Here is a 16175-nt window from a genome sequence, read left to right on the forward strand (position 1 = left end):
CTGACAAGCCCTATATTTCCCGCCGCTCGCTTCCCGGCTTAAATTCGACTGCTTTGTACACCCTCCCCTTTTCTTTCCTTCGCCTCGCTCCCCTGGCTCCGATTTGCTTTTTGCTACTGACGAGTCCGTGGTCATACTGCACCGCCCAGTCCGACGGTCCGGCGGCCCAGGATTCTTCGGCCCTGCTGCTGTGGTACGACGCCCCCGCCGCCATCTGGGAAGCGGCGCTGCCCATCGGCAATGGGAGAATGGGGGGCATGGTCTACGGCGATCCGGTTCGCGAGGTTATCCAACTGAACGAGGAGACCATTTGGGCCGGTGAGCCGGGCAACAACCTGCAGCCCGCCATCCGGGAAAGCCTGCCGGAGATCCGCCAGCTGTTGTTTGCCGGGAAATACGAGGAGGCCCAGCAACTGGCGAACAGCTACCTGCAGATGTCGCCGCCCGAGGACGGCAATAACGGCATGGCCTACCAGCCGGCGGGCAACCTGGTACTCACCTTCGCGGATACCTCGGCCGTGACCGACTACCGCCGCAGCCTCGATATCGGAAGCGCGGTCACCGACGTGCGCTACCGCCGGGGCGACGTCACCTTCCGGCGCGAGGCCATCGCCTCCCTGGCCGACGACGTCATCGCCATCTCCCTCACCGCCAACCGGCCCGGCGCTATCAATGTCACGCTCGGCCTGGAAAACCCGCACCCGGACCATAACATTGCCGTCGGCGACGACGGTTCCCTGCGGATGTCGGCGACCTCCAGCGACATGGAAAACAAGACCGGGCGGGTCAAATTCGCAGGCGTCGTCAAGCCCAAGCTCACCGGCGGAACGCTCACCCGTACCGACAGCACGTTGGTCGTGACGGATGCCGACGCGCTGGTTGTCTACGTTTCCCTGGCGACCAACTTCCAATCCTATAAGCAACTCGGCCGAAATCCGGAGCAGAAAGCGGATAGCCTGCTGGCCGCCGCCTATTCAAAGAGCTTCGCCGAGTTGAAGCAGGCCCACACCGACCGCTACCGGCAGTATTTCGACCGGGTAAGCATCGACCTCGGGACCACGGCTGCGGCACAACTGCCTACCGACCAGCGGGTAGAAAACTTCAAGGAGGGGGACGACCCCGCCCTCGCCGCCCTTTATTTCCAGTTCGGCCGCTACCTGCTCATCTCCAGTTCCCAGCCCGGTACCCAGGCCGCCAACTTGCAGGGGCTGTGGAACAAGGATCTGTTCCCGCCCTGGGACAGCAAGTACACCATCAACATCAACACCGAAATGAACTACTGGCCCGCCGAGGTCACCGCCCTGCCGGAACTCCACGAGCCGCTCTTCCAACTCATCGACGACCTGTCCGAAACGGGCCGGGCGGCGGCCGGTGAGCTGTACGGCGCCCGCGGCTGGGCCGCCCACCACAACACCGATACCTGGCGCATCTCCGGTGTCGTCGACGGGGCCTTCTACGGCCTCTGGCCCATGGGTGGGGCCTGGCTCAGCCAGCATCTCTGGCAGCACTACCTCTATTCGGGCGATACGGACTTTCTCCGGTCCAAGTACGATATCCTCAAGGGTGCCGCTCGTTTTTACCAGGACGTACTGCAGCGTGACCCGGCTACCGGTTACCTGGTGGTGGCCCCGTCCATGTCGCCCGAGAACGCCCACCACCCCGATGTCTCCATCGCGGCGGGGACCACGATGGACAACCAGCTCGTCTACGACGTATTCAACAACCTGATCCGCGCCTCCGAGGTCCTCGGCACGGACGCCTCCTATGCCGACACCATCAGCTCCCTCCAGCAAAAGCTCCCCCCGATGCAGATCGGCCAGTGGGGGCAGCTGCAGGAATGGATGGAGGACTGGGACAAGCAGGACGATCACCACCGCCACGTCTCCCACCTGTACGGCTTCTTCCCCTCCGACCAGATCTCTCCCTACCGCACGCCGGAGCTCTTCTCGGCGGTACGGACTTCGCTGGAAGCACGGGGTGACGAATCCACCGGCTGGTCCATGGGCTGGAAGGTGAACCTGTGGGCCCGCCTCCTCGACGGCAACCACGCCCTCAAGTTGATCCGCGACCAGCTCAACCCGGCCCTTCGTCCCGGCATGCGGGCGAAGGGGGGCACCTACCCCAACCTCTTCGATTCCCATCCCCCCTTCCAGATCGACGGCAACTTCGGCTGTACCGCCGGCATCGCGGAGATGCTGCTGCAATCCCATGACGGTGCCGTACACCTGCTGCCCGCCCTGCCCGGCGCCTGGGCCACCGGCGAAGTGTCCGGCCTGAAGGCGCGCGGCGGCTATACCGTCGGGATTCGCTGGAACGACGGAGCCGTGACCTCGGCCACGGTAACCGCCGAACGCGATGGCGTGGTGCGGCTACGCTCCTACACTCCCCTCGCCGGGGACGGCCTGACGACCGCCTCCGGTCCGAATTCCAACCCCCTGTTCGCGGTCAAGGCCATCCCGGCACCCCTGGTGCATACCGAGTCGGCCGCCGCCCCGGACGTGCGGCAAGTATTCGAATACGACGTGGAACTCAGGGCCGGTGAGACGCTCACCCTCAGGGGCAAATAGCGGCTACCCCCGAAGACCAGCACGAAGCCGTCGTTCGGGCCTACCGACAGTTCCTCGCGCCGGAAAGAGGGCCCGCCCGGCGAAAGTGCCGCGGCAACTATAGCGGGCCTCCTACCGCAAGTACCGCTCGATCAGCTCGGCGGTGACGGGCTGCATGTCGTTCCGGTGGGAATCGTACCGGACAATTCCCTCTTTGTCGATCAGGACGTACTTCGGCAGGCTTCCGGCACCGAAGAGGGTGGTGAGGGTACCACTCTTACGCCGGTTCCCTTCCTTGGTCTCGTCGTCAATGACCTGCGGCCACGGCAGCTCGTGGGAGGCGAGAAAGTCGCGCCACAGTTCGGGTTCGCTGTCCCGGGATACGCTGATCAGCACGAAATCCTCGTCCCGGTATTTGTCGTTCAGTTCCTTCATGTGGGGCAGTTGTGCGACGCACGGCGGGCACCAGGTAGCCCAGAAGTCGAGTACGATCACTTTCCCGCGCAGGGCGTCAAGATCGTACGACCGGCCCGCGGCGTCGGTCATGCGGAAGTCCGGGGACCGCTGGCCCGGCGGAATGCCGAGGTACGACTGCACCCACGCGCGGAAGGTTTCGGATGTCCCGGATGCGTACAGGTTGTCCACCCGCGCGGTGACCGCGCTCAGGTTACCTCCCGTGTGCGCCACGACGGCCCGCCGGTAGATCTCGCCGACGGTGGTCAGAACCCGGTGATCGTACTCCCCCCGCTTCGCCTCGAAGCGTTCGATGATCGGGGGGTAATCTTCTTCCTTTAGGAGCATAAAGTAGGCGTAAAGCTCCGCCTTGTCGCCGGTGATCTCGTTGGCGTGGCGGTCGTAGTAGGCCCGCAGCGACCGTACCGGTTCGCGGTAACTGGTGGTGTCGATCGCCCCGGCGTTGCTCTGTTCCCAGAGCGAGTCGATGTACCGGTTGAAGGTGGTGTCGATCGAGGGGTCGGTGTTCATCTCGTTCAGGTAGTAGCCGACGTCCTGACCGGACAGGGGTGCACCGACGGCAAAAACCGCGAGGAGGAGTTGAAGGGCGATTTTCGTCATTTCTGTAGGCTTATGTTTGCGCATCCCGGCGGGTAAGGCCAACCATCCAATATAGCGCAACTTTTCGCGGCAGGCCGTTACCGTTACTCCCCGAACTCGATCACGAAGCCGTCGCTGGGGCCCACGGATACCTCGAGCCTCCCGTCGGCCGGCAGGCTGATCTCCTCGCGCCGGAAGGAGGGCTGGTCGGCCGTCCCGTCCGCTCCGCCAGCGATCAGGGTGCCGGTGCGGCCGTTGAGGAAGCCGAGGTCGAGCGTGAAGGTCTTCGCCACGCCCTCGCCGTTGAGACCGGCGACGTACCAGCGGTCGCCGGTACGGCGCGCCACCACGTAATCCTTGCCGGGGTAGCCGGTCAGGAAGCGAACGTCATCCCAGTAGTCGGGCAGCCCGCGCAGGAAGTCGCGCACGTACTCCGGCACCTTCGCCATGCCTTCCGGCTGCTCGGCGTAGTGCTGGATGCCGGAGAGCAGCGCCACGGAGGTAGCCAGTTCGTAGGCCTCGCTCGTCACCCGCTTTACGCGCCCCGGGATGCCGCCGAAGTTGACCGGCGTGAAGTCCATCGGGTCGAAAACGTTGCGGATCATGGCCGAGCTCACGATGTGCTCCGGGGCCCGGTCGGCCGCGCCCTGCCCGAAGGTGATCATCTCGTAGCCGAAGACCGCCTCCGTGGTCATGAAGTTGGGGTAGGTCCGCTGCAGGCCCCGCGGCAGGGTGGCGCCGTGGAAGTTGAGCAGCAGGTCGTAGTCCGCCGCGTCCTCTAGGATGTCGTGGTAGTAGTTGATCATCGACTGCCCGTCGCCGCCGAAGAAGTCGATCTTGATGCCGCGGATGCCCATCTCCTTCAGTTTGGTAAACTCGGCAACGCGGCCCGCGTGGGTCAGCAGTTTATCCCGTGGCGTGAAGGGGACGGTGTTCCAGCTACCCGCCGAGTTATACCACAGGAGCAGTTCTACGTCCTTGGTGCGCGCGTAGTCGGCCAGCAGGGCGACGGAGTCGTAGCCGATCGTCACGTCCCAGTTCGCGTCGATGAGGCAGTACTGCCAGTCCATGTCCGCCGCGAAGTCGATGTAGTCCTTCTGCACCTCGTAGACCGTACCGGCGTCCTTCTTCAGGATCCAGCTCCACGCTGCCTTGCCGGGTTGGATGAATGAGCTGTCCATTTGTACGGCTGGAGCGGCCAGGTCGGTACCCAGGGTAGATTCCTGGATGGTCTTCAGGTCACCGATGGTGATGATGCGCCAGGGCGTCCTCCACGGCAGGGTAGATTCGGGCATCCGCGTCGGCGTGCCGTTCGTGAAGACCTCCTCCGGCTGGGGGAAGTTGACGGCGTATTCGTTGTCGGGCGACTCCTGCTGCAGGGCCGTGCCGCTGTAGGTCCGACCGAGATCGGCCTCCGTAAGCAGCATCCAGACGCTGTCGTAGCGGAACAGGGCCGGGTACACCCAGCCGTTGGGTCCGGGCGAGGGCGTACCGGTGGAGATATCCAGCTGGTAGTGTGCCTCGTAGCTCGGATTGCTGTGCTCGAAGCCGCTCTGCGCCTCGGTCTTGGGCTGCAGCCAGGCACGGGTACCCTCCCGGAAGTGGAAGGTGGTGGCCTCCGACACGATCTGCTTCACGTCGGCGCTCTCCCCCGGGAAGACGTAGCGGAAGGCCACGCCGTCGTCGGAGACGCGGAACACCAGGTTCATCCGTTGCCCGTCCTCGTTGCGGATTTCCCAGGTCCGTTCGGTGGCCTCGTAGGTGATGCTGCTTTTCTTGGCGTTGTGAGTTTGGTAGCTGTCGGTGACCACCGTCGGATCGGATACGGCGGCGGTGCGCAGGTGCTGTGAAAAGTCCCCGTCATCGCGCACCACACCGAACTTTCCTTCGTGCAGGATGACCTTGTCGCCGTAGCGGATGCTGTACTCCGCCCGGTCGACGTCGACAATTGCGGTAATGGCTCCATCCGGGCTGCTTACCGTTTGCTGCTCGTCCGTCGCGGCGGGGGCGTCCGTCCGGAAGGGGCGCGCGGGAAGGTCGGCGCTGTTGTAGAAATTGATGTGATCCGGGGCATCCGCCCAGGCGTAGCGTACGGCGACGGGGGCGGTCACTTCTTCGCTGCTAACGATTACGGTCTTGCCTTCGATGGTGGCGTTCGCCCGGACGAAACGGCCGTCCGCGCCGGCGATGGAGAAGTGGCGGAGGGGTTTGCCGTCGCTGCTCCGGAGGCCACCGGCCACGTGGTCGAAGCTGAGGATGGCGCGGTCGCCCGCGATCTTTAATTCACGGAAGGTAGGACCAGAGGCCACCACATCGTCGCCGTATACCTGCCGCTCGGCCAGGACCGCGAGGCGGTGGCCCACGTCCCGTTTATTCATGGGGTGGATGTCGTTCCACTCACCGATGTCGATGGTGGTAGCCAGCCCGGTGTTGTCCAACTGTAGGCTCTGCACCTGCGCTTCCCGCATAACGGCCCAGCCGCTTTCCCCGGGTGCGTCGCGGCGCTCTCCGAAGTTCGGCAGTTGCACGGACAGAAAGGGGAGCTCGGGTGCGTCCATGTTGGTACGCCAGTTTTCGATGAGGGCCGGGAACAGCGTGCGGTACTGGGTGGCGCGGCCTACGTTCGACTCGCCCTGGTACCAGAGTACGCCGCGCGTACCGTAGGACAGCAGTGGCGCGATCATGCCGTTGTAGAGGCCGACCGGTTTCCACTGGATGAAGGTCGGGCCCCGTAGTGGCTCCATTTTCGTGCCGAGTTTGTACTTCCAGGTGCCGGTGAGGTCCAGGGTATCGGTACCGGACACCAGGGCGTAGGTCTTGTCGGGCACGAACCCACCGCGGCCCGCCGGACTGACGACGCGTACCGCGATGTCGTTGGTGCCCGACTTTAGCACGCCCGCCGGGACGGTATACTGCCGGGGGATGTACTGCGATCCGCGGCTGCCGATGAAGGTGCCGTTGATCCACACCGAGTCCGCCTCCACGATGTTGCCGAAGGGCAGCTGCACTTCCTTGCCGACCCAGGCGGCGGGCACCTCCAGCTTACGGCGGTACCAGACCGCTCCGTTGACGGCACCGAGGGGCGTATCCTGCCAGAAGCCGGGCACTTCGGTGGATGCCCAGTCGGCATCGTCGTAATCCGGCAGGCTCCAGCTGCTCCCCGTGGCGGGGTAGCCGGCGTCGGAGGCAGCCAGCTCCCGGTACCAGTTACCGATGCGTTCGCGGTCGCCGTTGCTGATGGAAGAGACGTACGCCGTATCACGGTAGCGCACGGCTTCGTCGTACAGATCGGGAAAGGACCGCAGCGCGTCGGGACTCATCCAGGCTTCGGCGGGTGAGCCGCCGAGGGAGGCGTTGATCAGGCCGACGGGTACGTCGTAGCGCTCGTTGATCTCCCGCGCGAAGAAGTAGCCTACGGCCGTGAAGTCGAGGACGCTCTCCGGATCGGCGCTCGTCCACTCCCCGCCGGTATAGTCTTCGCGCGGTCCGTCAAAGTAGTGTTTCTTCGGCACGTTGAACTGACGGATCGCATCGTTCTTGGCGCTGGCGATCACGTCGGTGTAGCCGGCCCCGACCACGCGCATGGGGAGTTCCATATTCGACTGTCCGGAGCAGAGCCAGACGTCGCCGAACAGGATATCCCGTACCTCCACCGTGTTATTGCCGCTGACGGAAAGGACGAAGGGCCCTCCCGCGGCGTGGGGCGGCAGCTGCACCTGCCAGTGTCCGGAACTGGTGACTTCGGCCGGGTAGACCGTTCCTTCGAGGGAGACGGTCACCGCTTCACCGGTATCGGCCCAGCCCCAGAGGGTGAGCTCCGTATCGCGCTGCAGGACCATCCCGTCGCTGATTAACCGGGGGAGGCGAACCTCGGCGCGGACGGCGGTGGCCAGCAATACCAGCAGCAGAAGGGGAATTAGGCGGGTGGTGTGTTGTTGCATAGCGGGAAAAACTTACTTGAAGAGTTGTTGGGCGAATCCGAAGAGGTCGTGGCGCCACACCGGCCAGGCGTGGCCGCCGGCGTATTCGCTGTAGGCGTAGTCTACTCCCAGGTCATCGAATTTCTTCATCATGAGCTGGTTGTTCTTGTAGGCGATGTCCTCCTCGCCCCCCATGGAGATCCAGAAGAGGTCCAGGTTGTCGTTGATCCGGTCGGCGTTCTCCTCCAGGAAGGCGTACTGCGGGTTGGACAGCTCGGTATTCTCCGCCCACCAGCCGGAACTGAAGACGCCGAGGTAGTGGAACAGGTCGGTATTGCGCACGCCGGAGTACAGGGTGTGCAGGCCGCCCATGGACAGGCCGGCGAGGGCCCGTCCTTCGGCGTCGGTCCGGGCACGGAAGTCTTTCTCGACGAGGGGCATGACAGACATCTTCAACTCCGCCTCCAGCGCCTTGAGCTGGTTCTCGCCGAAGCCTCCGGGGCCGCCGCCGCCCGTATTGCCGTCGAACATGACGATCAGCATGGGCTCGGCCTTGCCGTCAGCGATGAGGTTGTCGAGGATCAGGTCCGCCTTGCCCTGGGTGGACCAGCCGCGCTCGTCTTCCCCGCCGCCGTGGAGGAGATACAGGACGGGGTACTCGGTATCGGTAGAATCATAGCCGGGGGGCGTGTACACATAGAGATCGCGCCACTCATTGAAGACCCGGGACCGGTAGCGCTTGCGGCGGACGTCGCCGTGGGGTACGTCCCGGAGGGCGTAGAAGCCGTCGTCCGGGAAAGGGATTTCGATGCCCGAGGCCATCCGGCCCATGCCGTAGAAAGTCTCGCTGGCGGGGTCGGCGATCGCCACGCCGTCGATGAGCAGAGAATAATAGTGAAAGCCGCGACTGACGGGCTCGGTGGTGCCGGTCCAGTAGCCGTCGTCTCCCTTCTCCAGGTCGTATTTCTTACCGAGATCTACCTGTACCTGCTGCGCTTCCGGGGCATTGACGCGGAAGCGGACGCGGTTATCGGGCATAATTTGTGGGTAGGTGGCGCCGGGCACGTTGGTGGACGCCGGGGTACCAAGCAGGCTGTACTGGTCCAGGGTCGACGTATCTACCGGCTGGAAAAGGAAGCGGGAGAACATGTACAGGCCGTTCTTCCACACCTTGAAGTCGTGGCCGCCGGGCTCGACGTAGTAGACGTGCGGCACATCGTTACGGTAGAGGTAGTCGTGCAGCCGGCGGCTGAAGGTGATCAGGCCGTCCTGGTCCCCGCAGGAGATCCAGAGCAGCTTCAGTTCCTCCCTGGCCTTCTCCGGATCGGGCACCAGCTCCTCGGGCAGCTTGGTATTGGGGGCGGAAGAGAATCCACCCACCCAGGCAAACCGGTCCAAGTTCTGCAGACCGAAGTTGAGCGACTGCCCGCCACCCATCGACAGTCCCGCGATGGCGCGGTGCTCGCGGTCGGTGAGCACGGGGTAGCGGTCCTCGATGAAGGGGATAAGGTCCTGCAGCAGGTCCTGTTCGAAGTCGGCGAAGGCCTGCACCTTGTCGGGCGCGAAGACGTTGCCCACCGCCCGGTCGTCCTTCATGGCCCGGCCGTTCGGCATCACGACGATCATCGGCTCGATCGCTTCCTCGGCGTAGAGGTTATCAAGGATGACCTCGGGGTGGCCGCCGTTGAGCCACTCCTTCTCGTCACCGCCAATGCCGTGCAGCAGGTAGAGTACGGGATAATCGGTATTGGCATCGTAGCCCGGCGGAGTATAGACCAGGGCCTTGCGGGTGGTGCCGACCGTGGCGGATGTGTAGGTCACACTATCGAGGATACCGTGGGCGATCCCTTGGCGGGGTACATCGAAGCCTTCCGGGGCTTCCATGACCATGTCCTGCGCCCGGAGGAGTAGTCCGCTGGATAGTGCCAGGATGAGAATTAGGAAAAGTTGTTTCATGATCGGTAGTGTTGGCTTTCCGTAAACGGGTGGTTAAAAGATGAGGCCGGCGAACTGCCGCAGCGAGCGGCGCCAGGTTTGCCACTCGTGACCCGTGCGCGGCGATTCGTAGTAGACGTGCTTGATACCGGCGTCCTCGAGCAGGCGGTGGAAGGCGTTGACACCCTGGTACATCCGTTCGGGCTCGTCGGTACCGATGCTCACGTACATCACCTTCACCTTATCGTTGAAAGCTTCTGGGTCCGCCCACACGCCATCGTACACTTCGGTGAGGTTGCCGTCGCGGACGAAGGCGGCCCCGCTGAAACCGCCGACGTAGGCGAACTTGTCCAGGTTGGTCATGGTCGTCTGGAAGGTCTGGAAGCCACCCATCGACAGGCCGGCCATGGCGCGGTGGTCGCGGTCGGAGACCGTGCGGAAAGTAGAATCGATCATGGGAATCACCTCCTCCACGAGGACTTCGGGGAACACATTACCGCTCATGAAGCCCCCGCCGGGCTGTACTTCCCGGTCGGGGTCGGTAGCGTAGCCGCGATCCATCACCACGATCATCGGCTTGGCGTCGCCGGACGCGATGGCGTTGTCAAGGATGAAGTCGGTTTTACCCTGGTTGGGCCAGCCGGTTTCGTCTTCCCCGCCACCGTGCTGCAGGTAGAGTACGGGGTAGCGGGCATCCGGGTCCTGGTCGTAGCCCGGCGGGGTGTAGACGAAGGCGCGGCGCCAGGCCTGGGTTATGTCGCTGTAGTAGTTGACGGAGCGGATCTGTCCGTGGGGCACGTCCTGCGGCTGGTAGTAGGCCATGTCGGCGTCCGGAATGTCAATTCCGCTGGCCATGCGCCCCATACCGTAAAAGGTCTGGCTGTTGGGGTCCATGAGGGCAATGCCGTCCACAATCAGGGAATAATAGTGGAAGCCTTCCACTACGGGATCGGTGGTCACGGTCCAGTAGCCACCGGTATCGCGTTGCATGTCGTACTTCTTCATGAGGTCGATCTGCAGGCTGTCGGCTTCCGGGGCGCGGACGCGAAATTCGACGCGGTTATCGGGCAGAATGCGGGGGTATTCCCGACCGGGAATGTTGGTTGACGCGGGCTCGCCGGCCGACTGTGCCGTGAGGCAGGGGGCCGCCAGAAGGGTGATGAGGAGGAGGTATAGTGGTTTTAGCATGATCGTATAAATTGAAGGATGAATCCCGGGTTCTATTCAGGCAACTCAGCTTCGTCCGTCACGTGGAAGTAGTCGAAGTCGGCGTGCCCGCCCGCAGTCTCGGTAGCGTAGTTGAACAGCGCGAAACGGTAGCCCATGAAGTGCGGCAGGGTGTAGGGCATCTTCAGCTGGTTGCCGATGGCGGTCCATTCCTTCCCGTCCAGGCTGTAGGCGAAGGTGGCCACGTCGGCCCGGTCGCGGAAATCGGCGACGGCCCGGAGGTATACGGTGGGTTGATTCAGTGGAAGCTGAGCGACCGTATCCGCCGTGCCGGTAGCGTTGACCATCAGCAGGTGGGGGGTTCCATCCGTGATTATTACCCCGACGAAGCCATAGTTCTTCTGTAGCAGGCCCAGGCCGGCGACGTCGCCTTCCTTCATCCCCGAGACGTCGAGCTTGGTGGTGCCGGTACTGGCCGGCCCGACCGTGCGCTGGGTCAGTGAATTGCGGGCCTGCACGAAGCTGGTGTCCAGTCGGCCGGTGGTCAGGCGCAGGTATCCCTTGCGTTCGCGTACGGACCACAGGTCGTCGTCCGGATTGTGGTTCCACTGCCAGACCAGTGGCAGGTCGGCGTCCTTTTTCTTCCGCTTGAATTCATCGGAAGCTACAATGCCCGGGATCAGGCCCTTGCTGACGGGCAGGTCGAGCGTATCCGGCACCTTGCCGTCTACGCCGAGTACGGGCCATCCGTCTTCCCACCGCACGGGGACGAGATAGGGGATGCGCCCTACCCCGCCGTAATCGCGGAAGAGGTAGGCGTACCAGTCGCCCTCGGGGGTATCGATCAGCCCCCCCTGGGCGACGCCCTTGTCCTGCAGCGCCACCCGGCCTTCCCAGGGGCCGGTGATCTTGTCCGCCCGGTGGATGACCACGGTACGCATGCCACCGCGCGGCCAGGTGATGTCGAAGAGGTAGTACTTGTCGTCGTGCTTGAAGAGCTGGGAGCCTTCGGCACCGAGCATGATGTTGTCGCCGGCCGGGGCGCTGGCGTTTTCGATCAGGACGGTGTCCAGGCCACCCGCCAGGGGGCCGCTCAGGTCGCCCTTCATCTCCTTGATGAATAGCTTGCCGCCACCCCAGATCATGTAGGTATGCCCGTCGTCGTCGAAGAACATGGTATGATCGTGGTACGACGGCCGGAAGGAGGTTTCGGTCCAGGGTCCGTTCTCGATATCGGGGCTGGAGTATACGTGGGTACGGCCCGAAGAGGCGGAGAAGGTGGAGACGTAGTAGGTGCCGTCGTGGTATACCAGGCTGCTCGCCCAGGAACCGCGGCCGTAGGCGTTCTCGCCATCGGTCAGGTTAAGTGCGCTGTTATCGGCCAGGGTATCGTAGGCGTAGCCGATGAGCTTCCAGTTGACCAGGTCCTCCGACTTCATGAGGGGCACGCCCGGACTCATGTGCATCGTCGTACTGCTCATGTAGTAGGTATCTCCGACCCGGATCATGGACATGTCCGGCACATCGGCGTGGATCAGCGGGTTGGTCGCCTGAGCGGCAAGTTCCCCTACCGGAAGTAGAAGCAAGAAAAAGAACAGGTTTCTGAACGGCATGATAGACGTATTTACACACCGGCTGCTGTAGTCCATGGAGGGCAACCGCAACCGCCGGCTTCGCAATGTAATAGTTGAAACGACAATTATTAAGTCTGAACGCGATCGATTGCGTAAATTCATCCGAAACCGGAGACCTATCTGATGTCCGGTTGGACCAAAATTACACCATACAGTTAAGCGAAAATTACCCAAATCGATGATACGTATTCTGTTTCTTACCCTGGTCAGCCTCGTGTGGCTGGGGTGCCAGCCCGCCCCGGACACCGTTGCCGACACCCAGGGTGGCGAGGCTTCCCACACCTTCCAAAATCCCATACTAGCCGGTTTCTACCCGGACCCCGCCTTCACGGAGGCGAACGGCAAGTACTACCTGACCCATTCTACGTTCAGCTACTTCCCCGGGCTTCCCATCTTCGAAAGCAGCGATCTCGTGAACTGGAAGCAGGTAGGCAACGCCATGCACCGCCGCGAACAGATGGACACCGACGGGGAGCCGATCACCCGCGGACTCTTCGCACCCGGGATCAGCTACCACGACGGCCTGTTCTACGTGATCTGTACCCGGATCGACCGCGGGGGGAACTTCATCGTCACGGCCAGCGATCCGGCCGGCCCCTGGTCGGATCCCGTATACCTGCCCGAAGTGAGCGGGATCGACCCTTCGCTTTTCTTTGACGGGGACTCCACCTACGTGGTGTACAACTCCGGACCGCCCAACGATGAGTCCCTCTACAGCGGCCACCGGACGATACGGATGTACGCCCTGGACCGGGAGACGCTCAAGGTAGAGGGCGAGCAGACGCTGTTGGTCAACGGGGGCGTGGACATAAGCCAGGAACCCGTCTGGATCGAGGCGCCCCACATTTACAAGATCGGCGAGTACTACTACCTGATGTGCGCAGAGGGCGGCACGGCCTACAATCACTCCGAAGTGGTGTTCCGCAGTACGGAGGTACGCGGTCCCTATGAGCCCTGGTCGGAGAACCCCATCCTCACCCAGCGGACGCTGGACCCCAGCCGACCGAATCCGGTGACCACCGCCGGTCACGCCGACATGGTACAGCTGCCCGACAGCAGCTGGTGGGCGGTATTCCTGGCCGTGCGGCCCTACGAGGGTAACTACTTCAATATTGGCCGGGAGACCTTTCTTACCCCCGTATCCTGGACGGACGACGGCTGGCCCGTCATCAACCCCGACTATGAGGAAATTCAGTACCGCTACCCCACCCCGATGAACAGCCGGATCGATACCAGCCTCTTCCCCCTCAACGGCAACTTCACGTTCCAAGACGACTTCGAAGACGGCGCGTTGGCGCTCCACTACCTCTTCATGCGGACACCGGCGGAACAGTGGTACTCCCTGGCCGGGGGTAAACTCACGCTGGAGGTTCGCCCCGAAATGGCCACCGAGCGTACGGTGCCTAGCTTCATCGGTCAACGGCAGCAGCACCACCGCGGGGAGATCTCCACCCTGCTGGAGTTCGATCCAAGTACGCCGGAAGAGAAGGCCGGATTGCTGGCCTTCCAGAGCGAAACCCACCATTACCTGCTGGCCAAGTCATTTGCCGGGGGGCAGCCCGTGGTACAATTGCTCAGGGCCGGTGAGAACGGTATGGAAGAACTGGCCAGTGCGCCCGTGGAGGCCGGCCCCCTGCGGCTTCGTATCTCCTTCGACGGCGGAGCATACGCCTTCTCCTACGCCCCGGAGGGTGGCGATTACCAGGAGCTGATCGCCGGCGTGGACGGCAAGTACCTCAGCACCGAGGATGCAGGTGGCTTCGTTGGTACGGTCATCGGGATGTACGCCACTTCCTCGGGTACTGCATCCGACAAGACGGCCTCCTTCGACTGGCTGCGCTACACCGGCAACGATGCGGTACTGGACCCCCGGGGTACCTGAGCCGGACAGAAGTAACCCCAAAGACAAAAGGGTTGCCCGCAAGCTTGCGGGCAACCCTTTTGTCTTTGGGATCGGTAAAGGAGCTACCAACCGACTACTCGTAGCCGGGGTTCTGGTAAAGGTCCTTCAGGTCTTCCTCCAGTTCCATGCCGTCGAGTTGGCCCTGGGGGATGGGACGTAGGTAGTGATACGGCTCAATGGTCCGCTGAACGGTGACGGGCGTATGGTCGCCGTAGGCGCTCCCGGCGATCATGTACTCTCCGGCCAATTCATTCCACGTCTGCGTACGCACCAGATCGTACCAGCGTACACCCTCGGCGTAGTACTCGCGGGAGCGTTCGGCCAGGAGGAAGTAGATGTCGACCTCGTCCGGGGTAGCCTCGGTAAGTTCCTCGCTGAAGTCGGCGTCGTAGACCATATCCTCACCGTTGTCGTAGCGCCACATGCCGGCCCGTGCGCGGATCACGTTGAGCAATTCACGGGCGGAACGGCCGCTCTCCGTGTTTGCGCCCATGATGGCCGCTTCGGCGGCGATGAAGTACAGCTCCGAAAACTTGACGATGTTGAACGGACGGGTACTGCCGGCGTTCGGCTGCCCCAGTCCGCCGTTGTTATCGGTACGGAAGGTTCCCAGTTTCCAGAGGCCGGGGTAGACGACGCGGCTGACGCCCAGGGGGCCGATCACGAAGTCCGAGCGACCCGGCAGGGTACCGGCACCGATGTTGCTGCGTCCCTGTCCTTCGGGATAGGAAATCCCGGGAGTCGGCTCGTCAAGGAAGGTCAGGATGGCATCGCCGGGGCTGACCGGCAGCCCGTTGGCGTTGTACAGGACTTCTTCCGGTGCACCCGCCCGGTCCCAGTTGCCGCGGTAGACCGAAGTGAACGTACCGTCGTAGCGCGAATCCTGATCTTTGTTTTCGAAGGTTTCGGTCAGTACGTCGACGGTGGGGGCCATCCGGGTCCAGGGGCGACCCAGGGGCTGGGCGGCTTCCCGCTGAACGGAAGCGATGGTGTTGGTAAAGTCGGGGTCGGTTCCGCTCCGGATGACGGTGTAGTTCCAGGTCATCATCCAGACGGCAAAGTTGTCGGGGGCTCCGCCACTTCCGTAGGTAAGGCTACCGCCGTTGTAGAACTCGCTTTCCTCGGTGTGATCGGCGTACAGCATGATTTCGCTGTTGCGGTCGTTCGGGGCGTAATGCACGTCGTAGTAGGTAGGCTGCAGGGCGAACGGGCCGGGGTTGTCGATACCCGAAAGCGCCATATCGTAGGCTTCCTGGAAGTACCAGGCCGCATCGTGACCGTCGGGGTCGGTGCGGTCGGTTTGCGGGTAGGTAGGGATGTTATTGGGGTTTTCCAGCCACCAGCCGTAGGTCAGATAGGCCTTGGCCAGCATCAGCCGGGCCAGCGGTTTGGTCACCGCTCCCGTTACGCGGGGCTGGTCGGGCAAATCCTCCACCGCCCGGCGCAGGTCGGGGAAAATGGCCAGGGTGTATACCTCTGGCACGGTATTGCGCGTGGAAACGCGCACCGGGTTGGTATTGAAGACCAGAGGGCCGGAACCCAGATCGAGGGGTACCCCCCCGTAGGTCTGCACCAGGTTAAAGTAGTCAAAGGCCCGGAAGAAGCGTGCCTCACCGATCAGCGCATCCGAGATGCCGACGTCCGTAGCATTCTCGATGATGCCGCTGGCGGTATTGATGTCACCAAAGGCCGTACCCCACAGAATACCGCCGGGGTACCAGGTGGAGTTGAGCTCACCCTGACCGGAAAGGTCGGCGACCAGGAAGTTGCCGTCGGCGCTTTGGGCGTAGGTAGCCTCATCGGTTCCCGTGATAAGTGAATTGTAGTAATACGCCTGCCCGTACAGGGACCGCAGGTTGGCGTAGAGCGCCGTAAGGCCGCCCTGTACGCCGCGCTCCGTCTGGAAGAAGCCGGGTTCGTAAAAACTGCGCGGTTGCTCCTCCAGAACATCCTGGCAGCCCGCCGAGAACACGAGGATCGCGGTGGCGCCAAGTAAGGATTTTATAGAGAATTTCAT

Annotated in this window: 8 protein-coding genes; 2 read left to right on the forward strand and 6 right to left on the reverse strand. The window is 63.0% G+C overall.

Annotation, left to right across the window (positions count from 1 at the left end):
* Window positions 1-53 precede the first annotated feature (53 nt).
* Complete coding sequence (locus tag DQG19_RS17335) at window positions 54-2567, forward strand: glycosyl hydrolase family 95 catalytic domain-containing protein (RefSeq protein WP_157974574.1); 2514 nt, start codon at window positions 54-56, stop codon at window positions 2565-2567.
* Between the two features lie 111 nt (window positions 2568-2678).
* Here DQG19_RS17335 and DQG19_RS17340 read toward each other — a convergent pair whose 3' ends face one another.
* The 5 genes from DQG19_RS17340 to DQG19_RS17360 all read right to left on the reverse strand — a co-directional run bounded on the left by DQG19_RS17340 (window position 2679) and on the right by DQG19_RS17360 (window position 12234).
* A complete protein-coding gene (locus tag DQG19_RS17340) occupies window positions 2679-3620 on the reverse strand; it encodes a TlpA family protein disulfide reductase (protein WP_157974575.1) in 942 nt (313 codons plus the stop codon).
* Window positions 3621-3703: 83 nt separating this feature from the next.
* Window positions 3704-7540 carry a glycoside hydrolase family 97 catalytic domain-containing protein gene (locus tag DQG19_RS21235; protein ID WP_198661793.1) on the reverse strand — a complete coding sequence of 1279 codons (3837 nt, stop codon included), beginning with the start codon at window positions 7538-7540 and terminating at the stop codon, window positions 3704-3706.
* Window positions 7541-7552: 12 nt separating this feature from the next.
* A complete protein-coding gene (locus DQG19_RS17350) occupies window positions 7553-9475 on the reverse strand; it encodes an alpha/beta hydrolase-fold protein (RefSeq protein WP_116127563.1) in 1923 nt (640 codons plus the stop codon).
* Between the two features lie 33 nt (window positions 9476-9508).
* The gene (locus DQG19_RS17355; protein WP_116127564.1) at window positions 9509-10642 is read right to left on the reverse strand and encodes an alpha/beta hydrolase-fold protein; all 1134 of its coding nucleotides are present in this window, start codon (window positions 10640-10642) and stop codon (window positions 9509-9511) included.
* 32 nt (window positions 10643-10674) lie between these two features.
* Window positions 10675-12234: a glycoside hydrolase 43 family protein gene (locus tag DQG19_RS17360; protein ID WP_116127667.1), complete on the reverse strand. Its 1560-nt coding sequence runs from the start codon at window positions 12232-12234 to the stop codon at window positions 10675-10677.
* Between the two features lie 199 nt (window positions 12235-12433).
* On the opposite strand from DQG19_RS17360, the gene DQG19_RS17365 reads away from it, so the two are divergent.
* Window positions 12434-14137, forward strand: coding sequence for a glycoside hydrolase family 43 protein (locus DQG19_RS17365; protein WP_116127565.1), 1704 nt, complete (start codon window positions 12434-12436; stop codon window positions 14135-14137).
* Window positions 14138-14231: 94 nt separating this feature from the next.
* Here the strand turns inward: DQG19_RS17365 and DQG19_RS17370 are convergent, their stop codons facing one another.
* Entirely contained in the window at window positions 14232-16175 is a 1944-nt protein-coding gene (locus DQG19_RS17370) for a RagB/SusD family nutrient uptake outer membrane protein (RefSeq protein WP_198661794.1), read from the reverse strand.

Source organism: Lewinella sp. IMCC34183 (assembly GCF_003390915.1).
Classification (GTDB): domain Bacteria; phylum Bacteroidota; class Bacteroidia; order Chitinophagales; family Saprospiraceae; genus Neolewinella.

Bases quoted from the DNA above. Each gene is read 5' to 3' on its own strand.
- DQG19_RS17340 (WP_157974575.1), bottom strand. From the start codon at position 3,620: ATGACGAAAATCGCCCTTCAACTCCTCCTCGCGGTTTTTGCCGTCGGT.
- DQG19_RS17350 (WP_116127563.1), bottom strand. From the start codon at position 9,475: ATGAAACAACTTTTCCTAATTCTCATCCTGGCACTATCCAGCGGACTA.
- DQG19_RS17365 (WP_116127565.1), top strand. From the start codon at position 12,434: ATGATACGTATTCTGTTTCTTACCCTGGTCAGCCTCGTGTGGCTGGGG.
- DQG19_RS17360 (WP_116127667.1), bottom strand. From the start codon at position 12,234: ATGCCGTTCAGAAACCTGTTCTTTTTCTTGCTTCTACTTCCGGTAGGG.
- DQG19_RS17370 (WP_198661794.1), bottom strand. From the start codon at position 16,175: ATGAAATTCTCTATAAAATCCTTACTTGGCGCCACCGCGATCCTCGTG.
- DQG19_RS17355 (WP_116127564.1), bottom strand. From the start codon at position 10,642: ATGCTAAAACCACTATACCTCCTCCTCATCACCCTTCTGGCGGCCCCC.
- DQG19_RS21235 (WP_198661793.1), bottom strand. From the start codon at position 7,540: ATGCAACAACACACCACCCGCCTAATTCCCCTTCTGCTGCTGGTATTG.